The organism is Pseudomonas marincola (assembly GCF_900682675.2).
Lineage (GTDB): Bacteria > Pseudomonadota > Gammaproteobacteria > Pseudomonadales > Pseudomonadaceae > Aquipseudomonas > Aquipseudomonas marincola.
This window is the reverse complement of sequence record NZ_LR215729.2, coordinates 3,322,146-3,337,808: the sequence shown is the minus strand read 5'-3', so window position 1 is coordinate 3,337,808 and position 15,663 is coordinate 3,322,146. Positions and strand designations below refer to the sequence as shown.

Genomic DNA, 15,663 nt, shown 5'->3' with positions numbered 1-15,663 from the left:
CATAGGCGTTGCCTAGTTTAACGGCTGCTTGCGATTTGCGCTGAGCCTGGACGGTTGCCGCGCAGTTGTTAGCGTTTTTCTAACCCCAAGATCAGGCGCATGTTGGCGCACATGACCGTGCGGATTAAACGATTATCCGGGAACAGGGGCTGTGCTGCCGGGCGAGGCGCGTTATAGCGTTGAGTCAGGTGTGAGCAGTCGCTCCAATTGGGTGCGTTCCCAAACGCTGAGAAACTCGAGCGGATCAGTGCCGCGGCGCTGCCAACTTTCAAGTGAAGCGTGGCGCCCATCGGCGGCTGTGCAGTGCTGGCAGTGGGCGAGATGCCCGGCATCGACCAGCAACTTCAACTGCCAGCTATCGATCTCGACGGTAGCGAGTTGCTGGCTTGAGTCGCTCTGCGGTTCGCGCTTAATCAGACGCCAATCGCGGCTACCAATCGCGGCGTCTTTAAGCAGCTGATAAACCTCGCGGGCATTTATCGGCATGGGATTATTCACAGCAGTCTTCCTGAACGATTTACTCGGCTAAGCTTGTGATTTCATGATGCCTGCAAGGTTTTTTCAGGCTGTTTTTCTGCATGATAGCGGCGCGCTGTTCATTAGACTCTTTAATCTTGGACCCGTGGTCAGGAGCATCAGCATGCAAGCAAAACGTAAAGGCGCACGCGCATTGTTATTGGCGACGATGCTGGTGTCATCCATCGTTCAGGCCAGCGAGGCGTTGACCATTGATGTACACCGCGACGCCAACTGCGGTTGCTGTAAAAAATGGATCGAACACCTTGAGTCCAACGGTATCACCGTGGTCGATCACATCGAGCCAGACATGAGCGCCGTCAAACAACAACTTGGCGTACCGCCGCGCCTGTCGGCCTGCCACACCGGCGTTATCAACGGCAAGTTTGTAGAAGGCCATGTGCCGGCGCAACAGGTCATCGATTTGGCCAAACGCACCGATCTTGTTGGCATCGCGGTTCCGGGCATGCCGGCAGGATCACCGGGCATGGAGATGGGCGACGTACAGCAGGCTTATCAGGTCATTGGCCTGAGGAAGGACGGGGCAGAGCAGGTCGTTGCCGATTATCCCGCGCGTTGATTGCCGGTCTTAGCTTGGATGAGCTTTGTTGCTCGACACTTCTTCGACACCCTCAAATCCCAGAAACGAAAAAGCCCTGCGAGAGCAGGGCTTTAGCTTGAAAAATCTGGAGCGGGCGAAGGGAATCGAACCCTCGTTATCAGCTTGGGAAGCTGGAGTAATGCCATTATACGACGCCCGCTTTTTGCGGGAGTCTTTGTACCAGAACTCGGCCGCGAAAAGAAGCCCGCACCTCGAGTAAATATGATTTACCGGATGCGGGGTGCTCGTTTTGGCATGGGTTATACAGCCATTGCGGCGTGCTGCACGTCCATTTGCGGGTAGTGCAGGCGCTCGACGGGGCGGGTGCTTTGCAGGAATCCGAATATGGCATCACGGGTTTGCTCGCAAGCGCTCTTGTGTTCCATGTCGAGGAAGTGCCCGGCATTTTCAATGGTCGCGAAGCGGCAGTCCGGCAGGTATTCACCAAACAAGCGTGCGTCTTGCGCGGTGGTGTATTCGTCATTCTCGCCATTGATGAACAGCAGCGGGATGTCGATACGGGCCAGGTAAGGCATCTGGCAATTGGACTCCATGCGCATCACTTGTTTGATGTGCGCGTGCATTTGCCGGTATTCGTGTTCATGCAGGCTGCTGACGTGGCGATAGTTGTAGCGCTTGAACAGCGACGGCAGAAATTTGCCGATGGTGCTGTTGACCAACTCGCCGATGTTTTCGCGGTCTGCCGCTTCGAGGAAAGTCAGGCCACGGTTCATGTAGTCGAGCATGGGCTCGTTGAGAACGGGCGAGAACGAGCTGATCACCGCTTGCTCAATGCGTGCAGGGCGTTTGGCCAGTGCCAGCAAAGCCGCAACGCTGCCCCACGAGAACGACATCAGGAAGTTGGCCTTAAAGTGCTCAATCAGTTCGAGCAGGATGTTGGCTTCATCATCCTTGCTGATCAGGTGGTCGTAGTCGTTGTGCTGGCGCGAGCGGCCGGCGTAGGGGAGGTCGAACAGCACGACGTTGAATTGTGGTTGCAGGGTTTTTACCGTTTGCGCGAATGAGGCCGTGGTAGCCATAGACCCATTGACCAGGATGATGGTCTTGCGGGCTAGGGGGCTGGCATAAAACTCCGTGTGGACTTTGTAGATCCCATTTACGTCGACGACAGCGATGGCTGGCTTCATGTCGTTTCCTCCTGGCGCAATTTAGGCAAGGTCTACGGCAAGGCCGATAAACCGGGCAAAGTAGGACAGTTAGGAAAGCGCCTGGACATGACAAACGAATGTCAGGCTGATGATTTTATAATTATTTATTTTTCAATCGGTTAGGGTCGAAAAAGAGCAATCGCTCCACGCCTGTAATATGGCTGGAGTGACGTCTTGAACCGGGCAGGAACCACATTTAGCGCAGAGCGCTAGCAACCAAGAGAACGCTTAGATGGTCTTCGTGACTGGTAAGTCACATCGAGACCTTATGATTCGATTTAAGCAGCCCGACCGTTATGGCGCAAGCGCTAATTTAGCTGCGATGTTGCCGTTTATCGGTGGGTGAGCAGCTAGCCCTGAATCTCCGGTTCGGCAAAGCTTGCAACCTCAGCAGCGGACAACTGACGATACTGCCCGGGTGCCAGATTGGGATCGAGTTCGAGGCTGCCAATGTGCGTGCGATGCAGGCCGATGACCTTGTTCTGGAAGTGGCCGAACATGCGCTTGACCTGATGATAGCGGCCTTCATGCAGGCTTAGCCGGGCGCGACGCGGGGCGAGTATTTCCAGCTTGGCTGGGAGCGTGGTGAGGTCCTCGAACGCGAAGTACAGGCCGCGGGCAAAGGTCTCGATGTATTCAGGCGCAATGTCGTTTTCGGTTTCAACCAGGTAGACCTTAGCCTTGCGGCTGCCCGGGTTGGTGACGTGCCGCGACCACTGTCCATCGTTGGTAATCAACAACAGGCCACTGGTGTTGAGGTCGAGTCGTCCGGCAAGGTGCAACTCATCCTTCGCCGGTTCATCTAGCAGGTCGATCACCGTGCGATGCGCTTCATGATACGTAGCGCTGACAACGCCAACTGGCTTGTGCAGCATGAAGTAACGTGCAGGTTTGCCTGCTTGCACGAGCACATCATCCAGTTCTACGCGGTTGAATATTCTCACCTCAAAGCGTCCGTCGCGGCAGCAGTTGCCATCTACACGCACGCGACCACCGGCGATCATTTGGCGAACGGTCTGGCGATTTAAATGCGCAAGATTGCTGAGGATTCGGTCGAGACGCATGGCTAGCGCTTTGGCTCGGACACAGCCGGTTCAGGCTCTTTCGGCAAGGCCATGGCGCAGCGTGGGCAAATGCAGCTGCGGTCGATGCCGGCAGGAATCTGCTCGAGAATGCGCGGGTCGATCTTCTTCGCAAAACACCAGCATGACTCTACAGCGACGGTGGATCCCGCTTGCGCGCATTGGTTGAGTTGGCCGCACAGCGGGCAGATGTTTTGGGCGTTGGTCATGGCTGTAATGTCTGGCGTTCGGTTGCCGGTATTGCAGCAGTATAAAGCGGTTCGGGATTTACCTGGGTGACTCTCTGCAGCGATGAGCTTGATCGAGTTATGCACTGGCAGAAGCATTGCTAACGGAAATTGGCTTTCCGACGGTGTGGATGTGGGGGGCGGGCGCACAGGGCACCTTTGCCCGGCGTGAGAGTCAATATGTTATCGCCAGCCTTCGCTGGTCTGTTGTGCGTCGAGGCGCTTATGTCTTACAAATCCATGCTTATTGCGTTGTTGGGATTGTCTATGAGTGGCTGCGCCATTTACGACCAGGGCTATTACTACGACGACGCCTATTATTCTGAGCGCTATTACTCGGGCCCCGGTTATCCGGTCTATGTGCAGCCGCGCGGCTATTACTACAACGATTACCGTTACTACAGGTACCCGAACCATCCGCGCCCTCCGCATCACGGTGGTCACTACAACGGTGGTTCACATCACGGCTCGCATCATGATGGTGGCCATCATCAAGGCGGAAACCATCAGGGCGGTGATCACCAAGGCGGTAATCATCAGGGTGGCAATCACCAAGGTGGCAATCATCAGGGGCATCAGCAGGGTGGTCGCGACAAAGGCAAGCGTGAGTATCGGCAGAGCCGTCAACAGCAACAGCCGTCGCGCTCGGCCAGTCAGGGCTCGCGCCAGCGTATGCAGCAACAGTTGATCCAGTCCAATGGCAGCGCCAATCGGGCGCGCAGCAGGCGCTGATTGGGCTGGCGGGCTTCGCAGCTTGTCAGAGTTCTGGTGGCGATTTAAATTGCTTAAAAACAATAAGGAATCGCCATGCATTTACTGTCTTTCTGTAAAGGCGCACTTGCCATGTTCTGGTTAGTGGCGCTGCTCAACGTGCTGTATCCCTTTGCCGAGCCTTTGGGGCGCTGGTGTAACTGGCTGGCGTTGATTTTGCTGCTGGCGCATCTGGCCGAGGTGGCGCTGTTTCATAAACAGATCATGGCTCGCCCGAAGCCGTGGCTCGGGCGTATTCAGGTTTTGCTGTTTGGCGTGCTGCACATTCAGTCGCAATCCAAACTCAAGCCGCTCTAGTCCAACGGTTCGACGTCGCTCATCAGCATCAGGCTGCGGGCGACTGCCACAGCGATAAACATAACCCCGACTACAGCCTCCGCGCCCGCAAGCAAACGGGCGGCGGGGGCGAGTGCCTGTATGTCGCCGTAACCCACTGTGGTTAGCGTGACCAGGCTGTAGTAGACGAAATCGTGGAGTTGCAGCGGGCCATGTGCGCTGGCGAAGGCATTGCTAAATACCCCGTTGATGACATGAAAGGCCGCCGCGAATGCGAGGGCCAGCGCCAGATACAGGGCGAGTAAACCGTAGAGAAGTTCGCTGGTAACCGGGCGTTCGTGAATCACCCGGTTGAACAGGGCGTAAACCACCAGCAGGAAAAAGGCGATCAGGCCGAAGCCGTCACTCAGTGGGGCGGGCAGGTCGATTAGTTTCTCCAGAAGCACCAGACCCATGTTGGCGATGCCCAGCATGACCGCAATGCTGAGCATCACGCCTTTGTGGCGCAGGGTGTTCATGGACGCGACGATCAAAAATGCCAGCGCGGTCCATTGCAGCCAGAGGGGCGGGTGCGGCCAGCCAAAGACGATGGTCAACAGTACGCAACTGGCAAACAACAAACGAAAGCGATAGCGCAGCAAGTAAGCGGAGGTCACGGCCAATTCCCTGGGCAAAAACTCCAGTTTGGCAGCCATGACTTGCCGCTGTCGATCCTGCAGAACGTCGCAAGCGCTGACGCCCGCCTTTGGTTTTAGAACAGTCGGATTAAAGATCAGCCAGCGGGTGAGGGCCGTCCCAGGCGGGTGCAAAGTGCGCCTCCACGATGTCCGTGGAAATAGCTGATACATCTTTCCAGTGCCAGTTGGGCGACTGGTCCTTGTCGATCAGCCGGGCGCGAACGCCTTCGGCAAACTCCGGGTATTTGCAGCAGTTGAGGCTCATGGCGTACTCCATGCGGAACACGTCGGCAATCGACATCGAACGCCCCCGTTCGATTTGCTGCCATACCAAATGCGCAGTCAGCGGGCAGCCAGCCGTGAGTGTTTTCGCCGCCTTTGCCAGCAGCGGGTCGCTGTCATCCTGCAGGGTGCTTAATGCCTGCCATGCGGCGGGCAAGTCAGCTTGATCGAGCACGGCGTCTATCCGGGCGCGGCGTGGTAACCATTGGGCTTGCGGTTGTTCACTCTGCGCTTGGTTTTCCAGCGACTTGAGCAAACTGTTGAGTTGCGCGGGGGCTTGTTCCTGCCAGTTGATCTGCACCAGTCCTTCGAGCAATTCGCTTTGCTGGCTTTCCAGCAGGCAGCGGTCCGCAAGGCCCAGATCGAGCGCGTCGCGGGCATTGATCCCGCTGGCGGTCATACCGAGGAATAGCCCCAATTTGCCCGGTAACCGCGACAAGAACCAGCTGCCACCGACATCCGGGTACAGGCCGATGTTTATCTCTGGCATGCCGAGGCGACTCGATGGCGTGACGATACGAATGGCTGCACCTTGCATCAGGCCCATACCGCCGCCCAGCACATGGCCGTGAGCCCAGCAAATAAAAGGTTTCGGGTAAGTATGAATGCGGTGGTCGAGGCGGTATTCGTCAGCGAAAAAACGCCGCGCCAGGGGCGGAACTTCACCGGGATGTTCCAGGCAGTTTTTAACCAGTTGCACGACATCGCCGCCGGCGCAGAACGCTTTAGGTCCGTTCCCGCGCAGCACCACACAGGCAATTTGCGGATCATCCGCCCAGGCCTTGAGTTGCGCATCCAGCGCCTCGATCATCGGCAGGCTCAGCGCGTTTAGGCTCTTCTCGGCGTCCAGGCTGGCGATGCCAATTTGAAAACCATGCAGGCTCGGGCGTTGTTCGAAGGTTACGTTCATAAGTCTCTCGTTCAACGGAGAACCGTTGCGCAGCGCCCATAGCGTTCGGGCTGCTGCGCGTTGGCTGATCCGGTCTTGATTAAATTATCGGTGATCCGTGCGGGCGTTGACGGCTTAGCGATTACGCCATTTGGGCTCGCGTTTCTCCAGGAATGCATTGACCCCTTCGCGGGTGTCGTCGGCATCGAACAGGCTGACAAAACGCTCGCGCTCCGCCGGCAACCAGCTATTGGGTGCACGGTCACGCGCGCCTTGAATCAGCGGTTTAATGGTGCGCACAGCCACCGGACTTTGTCGGGCCACTTTGGCCGCCAGCAGCAGCGCGTGGCCGCGAGCCTCGCCTGTGTCGACTACTTGTTCGACCAAGCCGATGCGTAGCGCGGTATCGGCATCCAGACGCTCACCGCAAAGAATCATGCGCTTGGCCCAGCCTTCGCCGACCAGCCAGGACAACGCCTGGGTACCGCCAGCACAAGGCAGCAGGCCCACTGCGGCTTCAGGAAGCGCCATTACCGCCTGCCGCTCGGCAATGCGAATATCGCAGGCCAGCGCACACTCAAGTCCGCCGCCCATGGCGAAACCGTTGATGGCGGCAATCGAAACCCCGCGGAAGTCGCGCAGAGCCTCGAAGGCTTCACCAAAACGGCTGGCCATCTCACGGGCTCTGGCGCGGTCGCCGTCGGCAAACAGATTGAGGTCGGCTCCGGCCGAGAAGAACTTGCCACCTTGCCCGGTGATCACCAGCGCATACACGTCATCGTCGCGATTGAGGTGTTCAATGATTTGTTTCAGGCCGATCAGCGAATCATGATCCCAGGTGTTGGCAGGCGGATGATTGATGGTGATCAGGGCCGTGTGGCCGTGTTTCTCTACAGTGAGTTTGTGGGTCAGGTCGAAAACCCCAGGGTTGTAAGGTTCTACTGCAGTCGTCATATGCATCCTCACTTTTGCGTGTTAGCCGCGCCAGCCATTGACGGCTTAGCGCAGCCTTCCTTGATCCGACGGGGAGCGGGGCCGATCATCCGGCAGCCAAACTCAACCCGGTCGCGGCAGCGCCATGCGCTGGCGATTCAACCTATAAGATAACCCCAGAGTCGTTGCAGTTGCAGTCCGGTATGGCAATTGGCTGCAAGCAAGTGGCGCAGGCCCCTAGATACGGGCGATGGTGGCCAGACCGGTGGCGACTATTTTCTCCTGGCCATTGTGCAGCGCGAACACATCGGCACGGGTGACCACTTGGCGTTGGCCGGCCTTGATGACATCACTGCGGCAGATGAGTGTTTCACCGATGGCCGGCGCGAGGAAGTTGACCTTGTACTCACTGGTGACGACATCGCCGACCACCGACGCCGCTGCCCATGCGCAGGCGCTGTCGATCATGAAACCGACAACCGCGCCGTGGGCAAAGCCGTGGTGCTGAGTCAGCTCCGGACGGATGGCCACTTGCATCTCGATCTGGCCGGGGGCGAAGTGAGTCAGGTTGAAGCCGATGAGTTGCGCGAACGGTGAAATCTGCAGGGCTTGCTCAAGTTGTTCGCGGGTCAGCGAGGTTGGCGAATTCATGGCGATGACTCCGGTTGGTGTCGTTCGAGTGTTCGCCCAGCTTGGTTGTCCGGCAACTACTATGGCGCCAGTTGATAGTCGCTCATCAGTTGCTGCCTTGACTTGCCGCGGCCGCTTCACTAGCGTGCCTGCTCTGTTTAGCGCCCCGAGATACCTGCATGACTGATAACGACCGCATTTCCCTTGAAGCTGGCTGGAAGGCCGCGCTGCGTGAAGAATTCGCCAAGCCTTATATGCAGCAATTGAGCGAGTTTTTGCGGGCAGAGAAGGCGGCAGGCAAAGAGATTTATCCGCCACGCGAGCTGATCTTCAGTGCGCTGAACAGCACACCGCTGGCGTCGGTTAAAGTGGTGATCATCGGTCAGGACCCGTATCACGGGCCGGGTCAGGCACACGGCATGTGCTTCTCGGTGCAGCCGGGTGTTGCCGTGCCGCCGTCCTTGTTGAATATCTACAAGGAGCTCAAGCGCGACCTCAATATCGACCTTGCCACGCATGGCTACTTGCAGCATTGGGCCGAGCAAGGCGTGTTGCTGCTAAACACTTCGCTGACGGTGGAGCGCGGCATTGCCGGCTCGCATGCGAAAAAGGGCTGGCAGCACTTCACCGATAAAATCATCAGTGTGGTCAGCGAACAACCGACTCCGGTGGTGTTTCTACTCTGGGGCGCGCATGCACAGAGCAAGGAAAGCCTGATTGATCCCACCCGCCACCTGGTCCTGAAGTCCGTTCATCCGTCGCCGCTCTCGGCGTACCGCGGCTTTATTGGTAACGGCCATTTCAGCCGCACCAATAAAGAACTGATCAGCCTGGGGCGCGAGCCCATCGACTGGAAATTACCCAGCGCGGTCTAGCTGACGGTTCTGGCGCATACAAGCTGCGCCAACTCGTGTCGTAAATCGCGCAGACGCTCGGTAAAACGCTGCTTCTGTTGTGCGTCGGCACTGAGCAGCACATCGCTGATCAACTCGGCGAATGCCTGTTGCGCCTCAGGATACGCTTTGCGGTATTCGGCATCGTAGAAGTCTTCGGGGGCTTGCAGCAGGTGCGTTATGCGCGGGGCAAACTCTGCGGTATGACGCATCGCCAGGCTCTGCTCCATTTGTGCCTGCCAGAGCAAGCGGTTATTCATCCACAAGCTGTTTTGCTCGCCCAGCGCTGCGGACCAGCGATTAACGCGCTGTAGCTGGGTTTCATTGACCGAGCCGAGCCATGTTTCCAGCCGGTCTGCCATGCGCTCGGCACGCTCTTCTATCTGCACGGCCAGGCTTGGATCGACGAACTTCTTCCGGTAATCGTTATTTTTCTCCGTAAGTTCTTCGGAGAGATGCGCTACTTGTTCGTCAGTCAGCGTTTTTAGCAGGTCGACAGAGGTTGGTGTGATCTGCTTGCCGACCCGCTTAATCGCATCACCGACCATGACAAATTGCGCGGTGAGCTTGCGCGGGCTCGGGTTGGGTTCATTGACCAAACTCTGCGTGTGCTGCAACCAGTCGAGATAGCGCGGTATCTCAGTGCTGCAGTGCCAGTTGAGATTGTCCTCAATGCGTGGCTCCAGCCATTGCTGCTGGTGCGCGTTGAGATCAAGCAGGCCATTGAGGCGCCAACTGATCAGCCAGTCCAGTTTGCCGTAGGTAAAACCCACAGCGCTGCATCCGCCCAGCACAATACTGAAGGCGGTGATTATGAGCATGCTCTTGAGGTTTAACAGGCGTAGCGGCTTCATCCATTTTGCCTCGACGTGTTTGAGTACAGAGCATAAGACAGATAAAGCAGGCAGTGGGCTAGCTGGAAATATTGATTAACCATATTTCTGCCCAACCGCCTTTCAGACCGGCTCGTAAGCGCTCCAGCCCACTTCGTTGCACACAATAAGTAACGGCCTACATTCAGCAAGGCATTAGTTCGGTTGCAGGTTTGTTCAGGCTGCTGCGGGAGGGTTATTAAACTGCAGGTGCGTTTCTGTTGTAGAAACGCACCTGCATATCGGTCAGGCACTATTTAACCTGCTACAGGTCAATCAACTACTGGACGCCGAGCGCTTTTGCCAAACCCGGAACAGCGGTTCGGCCAGGAACATCACCAGAAACAAGCGCAACACTTGCAGGGCGGTGACCAGGGCGACCGACAGTTGCAGCGCTTCGGCGGTGAGGCAGAGTTCGGTAATGCCTCCCGGCATCATACCCAGCATCAGCGAGACTGAGTCCTGCCCGGCAATCCAGCCCAAGCCTGTGGCAAGCCCGGCGGCGGTGAGCATCGCCAGCACGGTGAAGAGGATAATGCGGGCGAGAAACGCCGGGGCGCTGCGAAAGAACGCGCGGTCGAAGTGACAACCCAATGCGCAGCCGATCAGCCATTGGCCAACCTGACCAAGACCTTGTGGCAAGCCGATGTGCAAGTCGAAGCTGACGCTGGCGACAGCGCACACGGTTAGCGGGCCGAGCATCCAGGGATTGGGCTGCTTCAGCTTGCCCCACACCCAAGCCAGTGCCGCTCCTGCGGGTAGCAGGATGGCCAGCCAGAAAGCGTCTGCCGGTGCAGGTGGCGGGCGCGGTGTATCCGGCAAGCTCCAGGTAAACAGGGCGGGAACGATCAGCACGACCATTAGCAGGCGCAGGCTATGTGCCGCCGCCACGCGGGCGATTTCGGCGTTATGACGCTGCGCCAGATTAACCATTTCGCTGGCACCGCCCGGCATGCTGGCAAAGAAGGCGGTGGCGCGATCTACGCCGCTGCGCATCAGTACCGCGATGCCGATCAGGCTGAGGAGCAGGGTGCCGATTGCACCGGCGAGGATGATGGGGAAGTGAGCCAGCAGTTGGCTCATGACTTCACTGGTGAAGTGCAGGCCGATGGCGCTGGCGACAATCCATTGGCCGGTTTTACGGCCGCCCGGTACTTCGCGAATGTGCCAGCCGCTGCAGCGCACCAAGATCACCGCCAGTAGCGGGCCAATAATCCACGGCAAAGGCCAGCCGATGAGGCTGGCCAGATACCCGCCGATCAGACCGATCAGCGGGGTTGCCCACCAGAAACGCCAGTGGTTATCAGGCATTGGCCATTTGGGCCTTGTTGCGCGCGCGCCACCAGCGGATGCCCGGCAGCGCCAGCATCAGTACCACCAGTGCCCACAACGCCAGTGTGATCGGGCTCGACCACAGAATGTTGAGGTCGCCTGCAGAGATCGACAGTGCGCGGCGCAAGTTGTCTTCCATCAACTCGCCCAGCACGAAGCCGAGAATCACCGCCGAGAGGGGGAAGTCGAGCTTGCGCAGGATGTAGCCGAACACGCCGAGCACGATCATCAGTACCAGATCGAATGTGGTGCTGTGAACCGCGTACACGCCGACCATGCTGATTACGGTGATGGCCGGAACCAGAACCCAGTTGGGTACGCTGAGCATGCGCGAGAACAGGCCAACCAGCGGAATGTTCATCACCAGCAAAATCACGTTACCGATGAACAGCGAGGCGATCAGACCCCAGACCACATCCGGCTGCTGTTCGAACAGCAACGGGCCGGGCGTGATGTTGTAGAGGGTGAGGGCGCCGATCATTACCGCCGTGGTGCCCGAACCCGGTACGCCGAGTGTCAGCATCGGAATCAGCGAGCCGCACGCCGAAGCGTTGTTAGCGGCTTCTGGAGCTGCCAAACCACGCAGGTCACCTTCACCGAACTTGCCCTTCGGGCCGGCCATGCGCTTTTCGGTCATGTAGGTCATGGCGCTGGCAATGGTCGCGCCGGCACCTGGCAATGTACCGATGACAAAGCCTGCAACCGAGCTGCGAATCATGGTCCAGAAGGTTTCGCAGAACTCTTTGAAGTTGAACAGCAAACGGCCGCTGGCCTTCACCGCTTTTTGGCCGCTGTGGGTTTTTTCCAGCATTAGCAGCACTTCACTGACGCTGAAGAAACCGATAACCACGATGACGAACTGAATCCCGTCGGACAGGCTGACGCTGCCAAATGTGAAGCGATAAACCCCGGTGGTCGAGTCGACACCGACGGTGGCAAGTGCCAAGCCAATCAGTGCGGCCATCAGGGTTTTAACCGGCTTGTCGCCGACCATTCCGCCGAGGCAGGCGATGGCAAAAATCATCAGCACAAAGTATTCGGCCGGGCCAAAGGCTACAGCCCACTTGGCCAGGATCGGCGCGAACAGCACCACACCGCAGGTGGCGATAATGCTGCCGACGAACGAGCTGACAGCCGACAGCGACAGGGCGATACCGGCCTTGCCCTGACGCGCCAGAGGATAGCCGTCCAGAGTGGTCATTACAGCAGCAGCGTCGCCTGGCACGTTGAGCAGAATGGCGGAAATACGGCCGCCGTATTCACAGCCCAGATACACCGCCGCCAGCAAGATCAGCGCCGTTTCTGGCGGCAGACCCAGGGCGAAAGCCAGTGGCAGCAACAGCGCCACGCCATTGATCGGGCCAAGGCCGGGCAGTAAGCCAACAACGGTGCCGACAAACGCACCAAACAGGGCAACCAGCAGGTTGACGGGACGCGTGGCAACGTCGAAGCCCTGCATCAAATAATTCAGCGTATCCATATCAGCTCTCCACGAACGCTTCTAAGACGCCGAGCGGCAAAGGCACGTCCAGCAGATAATCAAACAGCACGAACAACAGCACGCCCATCAGCACGGCGCTGATGATGCAAGGCACGAGTCGGCCAGTGAACAGCAGGCCCAGCACAAATACTGCGAGTGCCGTGCTCAAAATGAAGCCCAGTGGTTCGAACGTTACGGCGTAGGCCAGCAACGCCACGACACACAGCACTGAGCGTTTAACGGTCGGTATGTGCAGCTGCTGCTCCATCAATCCCGGTTTGAATATCAACCAGAGCGAGCCGGCTCCCATCAACGCAAGCAGTAACAGGGGATAGGCGCGCGGGCCGACCGGGTCATAGGCGAAGGGAGCTTCAAAGCCCCACGCAACGAATGCGAGCCAGACACACAGCAGCAGCCAGATCGCGGAGAACAGGCGAACATACATGGCAGATTTCTCTTGAAAACAAAGGTGGACGTGAATGCGTCCGGTGCCGTCGTTTGGTAGTTGGGCGACACCGGACGGAGTGACTTACTGGATCAGGCCAAACTCACCCGCCAGAGTCTTGTACTCGTTGACCTGCTTCATGACGAAGGCATTCAACTCGTCGCCGGTCATCGACAGTGGCAGCAAGTCGCGCTGTTCACGCAGCTTGGCGAAGTCTTCGCTTGCGAGCATGGTGTCGAACTGCTGCTTCCACCAGTGGTACTGCTCATCCGAGACTTTCGGGCCCACGTAGAAGCCACGGATAACCGGCCAGGTGATGTCGAAGCCTTGCTCTTTGGCCGTCGGGATATCAGCCAGTTTGCCTGGCAGACGCTCGTCCGAGAGTACCGCGAGAATGCGGATTTTCTTAGCGGCAATTTGCGGCGTGACTTCACCCAAGCCGCTGCTGGTCACTTGCACGTGGCCACCGAGCATGGCGGTTACGGTTTCGCCGCCGCCTTCAAATGCTACGTAACGCAGGTTTTTCGGGTCGATGCCGGCTGCACGGGCGATCAGTGCAGTTTGCATCCAGTCCTGACCGCCGATGGTGGCGCCCGCACCGAAGACAATGCTCGACGGGTCTTTTTTAAGTGCTTCGATCAGGTCACTGAGTGAGTGGTACGGCGAGTCTTCACGCACGGTGATAGCGCCGTAGTCGGTGCCTACCGCTGCCAGCCAGCGCACGGCGTGTTCGTCGTAGCGGCCGAATTTACCTTGGGCCAGGTTCAGCAAAGAGCCGCTGGAGAACGCGACGATGGTGCCCGGATCATCTGCGCGCTGCGCCACGACAGCGTTATACGCCACGGCGCCCACGCCGCCTGGCATGTAGGTCACGCGCATTGGTTTTTTCAGCAGGCCGCCATCTTTCAGGCCGCTTTGCGCCAGTTTGCAGGTCAGGTCGAAACCGCCGCCCGGCTTGGCCGGAGCGATACATTCAGGGCGCTTGGGGTCAGCCGCGAGCAGTTGACCCGCGAATGCCAGGCAAGCTGTTGCCAGGGCGATACGAGTGAAAGCAGATTTCATAATTGAATCCTCACAGGTTTTTTATTGTGCTTACCAGATGGCTAATGAATAGCCGATCACGATGCGGTTTTCGTCGGCATTGCGGGCAAAATCAGAACGGAACGAGGCATTACGCAGGCGTACGTAAAGGTCTTTCATCGGACCACTCTGGACCACATATTTCAGTTCGATATCGCGCTCCCACTCATCGCCAGTTTCGGTTGAGCCGGTGATCTGCGCATCGCTGCCGCTGATGTAGCGGGTCAGGAAGCTCAAGCCGGGTACACCAACCTTGCTGAAGTCATAATCGTAGCGTGCTTGCCATGAGCGCTCATCGGCGTTGGCGAAGTCATTAATCTGCACGAAGTTGACCAAAAACGGGTCGGAGCCGTCGACATAGGCAAAGCCGGTGTCGCCATACATGCGCTGATAAGCGAGGCTGACCTTGTGGCCGCTCAGGGCGTAGCTGAACAGGCCATTGAGCGCCTGGTTATCGACATTGCCGGCGTTGGCTGAGCCTTGATCGTTGCTCACAGAAAGGCGCATGTCGGCGGCAAACACACCGGCGCCCAGCGGCTGGCTGGCGGCAAGGCCAAAGAAGTGCTGGCTGTAGATGTCCTGCAGTTTGGCGTAGTGATAGCGGCCAGTGATGCGATCGGTAAATTTATAGTCGGCACCGGCCAGGTCGATGTGATCGGCTGTGGCGGCGCTGGCGAAACGGCGATTCTTGTTATTGATCGCCAGGTCTTCGTTGTCGCTGGAGTCGCGCTGCTTGGTTTCCTCTATGCGGCCACCGAGCAGGGTCAGGTTGCTGATTTCCTTCGAGGTCAGCAAACCGCCTTCAAAGGTTTGCGGCAGGATGCGACTGTCGTTGCTTTTAAGCGTTGGCAGTTCCGGCATCAGCGTGCCGATTTTCAGCTCGCTGGCGGAGATTTTCATTTTGCCGGTGATGCCCAGATGTGAATATTCATCGGCGGCGCGGCCGTCATCGTGGGTTGGCAGCAAGCCGGTACCAGTGCGGTCCGGGCTGGAGTCGAGTTTGATACCCAGCAAGCCCAAGGCATCAACGCCAAAGCCTACGGTGCCTTCGGTGTAGCCGGATTGAATATCGAAGATGAAGCCTTGTGCCCATTCCTCACGCTTGTTCTGGCCAGTGCCTTCACGGAAATCGCGGTTGAGGTAGATGTTGTTGGCTGTCAGGGTTCCCGAGCTGTCTTTGATGAACTCGGCATGAGCGGCAGGTGACAGAAGTGCTGCGCTAACAGCTAGGCTAAGCAGGTGTGCAGGCAAATTCGCCTGACGAGATGCTGAGGGCATCGTGTGGTCTCCATTGTTGTTTTTGTAACGGCCGCACGCCACTGTGCGGTCGTTTTAGTCAGTGGATCGAGCCACTTACAGCGATGCTAAAAGCCCAAGCTTTCACCAACCTTTCATTGCAGAAATATTTATGCGGATACGTTTCGGTGCAATCTGCGATTTACTGCAAGGCGCTGCGCGCTAAACTGCGCGGCTAATATTCAGGGCATAGGCCTTGGCCAGAGTCGGAG

18 protein-coding genes and 1 tRNA gene are annotated in these 15,663 nt (G+C 57.9%); 4 read left to right on the top strand and 15 right to left on the bottom strand.

Annotated elements, in window-relative coordinates; translation table 11 throughout:
• Window positions 1-171: 171 nt before the first annotated feature.
• Window positions 172-486, bottom strand: a complete 315-nt coding sequence (locus tag PMYSY11_RS15615; RefSeq protein ID WP_150549595.1) for a DUF7693 family protein — start codon at window positions 484-486, stop codon at window positions 172-174.
• A 154-nt stretch (window positions 487-640) separates the two neighbouring features.
• Between PMYSY11_RS15615 and PMYSY11_RS15610 the strand changes: the two genes are divergently transcribed.
• The gene (locus PMYSY11_RS15610) at window positions 641-1,096 is read left to right on the top strand and encodes a DUF411 domain-containing protein (RefSeq protein WP_150547369.1); all 456 of its coding nucleotides are present in this window, start codon (window positions 641-643) and stop codon (window positions 1,094-1,096) included.
• A gap of 107 nt (window positions 1,097-1,203) precedes the next feature.
• On the opposite strand, the gene PMYSY11_RS15605 is transcribed toward PMYSY11_RS15610, so the two are convergent.
• The 4 genes from PMYSY11_RS15605 to PMYSY11_RS15590 all read right to left on the bottom strand — a co-directional run bounded on the left by PMYSY11_RS15605 (window position 1,204) and on the right by PMYSY11_RS15590 (window position 3,577).
• Window positions 1,204-1,277: transfer RNA gene (locus PMYSY11_RS15605), tRNA-Gly, on the bottom strand.
• A 100-nt stretch (window positions 1,278-1,377) separates the two neighbouring features.
• Window positions 1,378-2,265, bottom strand: a complete 888-nt coding sequence (locus tag PMYSY11_RS15600) for an alpha/beta fold hydrolase (protein WP_150547368.1) — start codon at window positions 2,263-2,265, stop codon at window positions 1,378-1,380.
• 371 nt (window positions 2,266-2,636) lie between these two features.
• Entirely contained in the window at window positions 2,637-3,350 is a 714-nt protein-coding gene (locus tag PMYSY11_RS15595) for a pseudouridine synthase (RefSeq protein ID WP_150547367.1), read from the bottom strand.
• Between the two features lie 2 nt (window positions 3,351-3,352).
• The gene (locus tag PMYSY11_RS15590) at window positions 3,353-3,577 is read right to left on the bottom strand and encodes a cysteine-rich CWC family protein (protein WP_150547366.1); all 225 of its coding nucleotides are present in this window, start codon (window positions 3,575-3,577) and stop codon (window positions 3,353-3,355) included.
• Between the two features lie 243 nt (window positions 3,578-3,820).
• Here PMYSY11_RS15590 and PMYSY11_RS15585 point away from each other — a divergent pair, with 243 nt between their 5' ends.
• Window positions 3,821-4,327, top strand: a complete 507-nt coding sequence (locus PMYSY11_RS15585; protein WP_197737957.1) for a hypothetical protein — start codon at window positions 3,821-3,823, stop codon at window positions 4,325-4,327.
• Window positions 4,328-4,402: 75 nt separating this feature from the next.
• On the top strand, window positions 4,403-4,663 hold the full coding sequence (locus PMYSY11_RS15580; RefSeq protein WP_069899430.1) for a DUF1145 domain-containing protein: 261 nt from the start codon (window positions 4,403-4,405) through the stop codon (window positions 4,661-4,663).
• On the opposite strand, the gene PMYSY11_RS15575 is transcribed toward PMYSY11_RS15580, so the two are convergent.
• From PMYSY11_RS15575 to PMYSY11_RS15560, 4 genes are all read right to left on the bottom strand, one after another.
• Complete coding sequence (locus tag PMYSY11_RS15575) at window positions 4,660-5,337, bottom strand: ion channel (protein ID WP_069899429.1); 678 nt, start codon at window positions 5,335-5,337, stop codon at window positions 4,660-4,662. The two genes, PMYSY11_RS15580 and PMYSY11_RS15575, sit on opposite strands and share 4 nt — an antisense overlap.
• A gap of 70 nt (window positions 5,338-5,407) precedes the next feature.
• Entirely contained in the window at window positions 5,408-6,511 is a 1,104-nt protein-coding gene (locus PMYSY11_RS15570; protein ID WP_150547365.1) for an enoyl-CoA hydratase/isomerase family protein, read from the bottom strand.
• A 114-nt stretch (window positions 6,512-6,625) separates the two neighbouring features.
• Window positions 6,626-7,444, bottom strand: a complete 819-nt coding sequence (locus tag PMYSY11_RS15565; RefSeq protein ID WP_150547364.1) for an enoyl-CoA hydratase — start codon at window positions 7,442-7,444, stop codon at window positions 6,626-6,628.
• 216 nt (window positions 7,445-7,660) lie between these two features.
• Window positions 7,661-8,074 carry a PaaI family thioesterase gene (locus PMYSY11_RS15560; RefSeq protein ID WP_150547363.1) on the bottom strand — a complete coding sequence of 138 codons (414 nt, stop codon included), beginning with the start codon at window positions 8,072-8,074 and terminating at the stop codon, window positions 7,661-7,663.
• Window positions 8,075-8,232: 158 nt separating this feature from the next.
• Between PMYSY11_RS15560 and ung the strand changes: the two genes are divergently transcribed.
• Window positions 8,233-8,928 (top strand): uracil-DNA glycosylase, encoded by a 696-nt coding sequence (ung, locus tag PMYSY11_RS15555; protein ID WP_069899425.1) that lies wholly within the window; start codon window positions 8,233-8,235, stop codon window positions 8,926-8,928.
• Here ung and PMYSY11_RS15550 read toward each other — a convergent pair.
• The 6 genes from PMYSY11_RS15550 to PMYSY11_RS15525 all read right to left on the bottom strand — a co-directional run bounded on the left by PMYSY11_RS15550 (window position 8,925) and on the right by PMYSY11_RS15525 (window position 15,433).
• Entirely contained in the window at window positions 8,925-9,800 is an 876-nt protein-coding gene (locus PMYSY11_RS15550; protein WP_150547362.1) for a DUF6279 family lipoprotein, read from the bottom strand. The two genes, ung and PMYSY11_RS15550, sit on opposite strands and share 4 nt — an antisense overlap.
• 294 nt (window positions 9,801-10,094) lie before the next feature.
• Window positions 10,095-11,129, bottom strand: a complete 1,035-nt coding sequence (locus PMYSY11_RS15545; RefSeq protein WP_150547361.1) for an AbrB family transcriptional regulator — start codon at window positions 11,127-11,129, stop codon at window positions 10,095-10,097.
• Window positions 11,122-12,630, bottom strand: a complete 1,509-nt coding sequence (locus tag PMYSY11_RS15540) for a tripartite tricarboxylate transporter permease (RefSeq protein WP_069899417.1) — start codon at window positions 12,628-12,630, stop codon at window positions 11,122-11,124. The genes PMYSY11_RS15545 and PMYSY11_RS15540 overlap by 8 nt, the downstream gene beginning before the upstream one ends.
• Window position 12,631: 1 nt before the next feature.
• Window positions 12,632-13,075, bottom strand: a complete 444-nt coding sequence (locus PMYSY11_RS15535) for a tripartite tricarboxylate transporter TctB family protein (protein ID WP_150547360.1) — start codon at window positions 13,073-13,075, stop codon at window positions 12,632-12,634.
• An 84-nt stretch (window positions 13,076-13,159) separates the two neighbouring features.
• Window positions 13,160-14,137 carry a Bug family tripartite tricarboxylate transporter substrate binding protein gene (locus PMYSY11_RS15530; RefSeq protein WP_204881715.1) on the bottom strand — a complete coding sequence of 326 codons (978 nt, stop codon included), beginning with the start codon at window positions 14,135-14,137 and terminating at the stop codon, window positions 13,160-13,162.
• Window positions 14,138-14,167: 30 nt separating this feature from the next.
• Window positions 14,168-15,433 (bottom strand): OprD family porin, encoded by a 1,266-nt coding sequence (locus tag PMYSY11_RS15525; protein ID WP_150547359.1) that lies wholly within the window; start codon window positions 15,431-15,433, stop codon window positions 14,168-14,170.
• Between the last annotated feature and the right edge of the window lie 230 nt (window positions 15,434-15,663).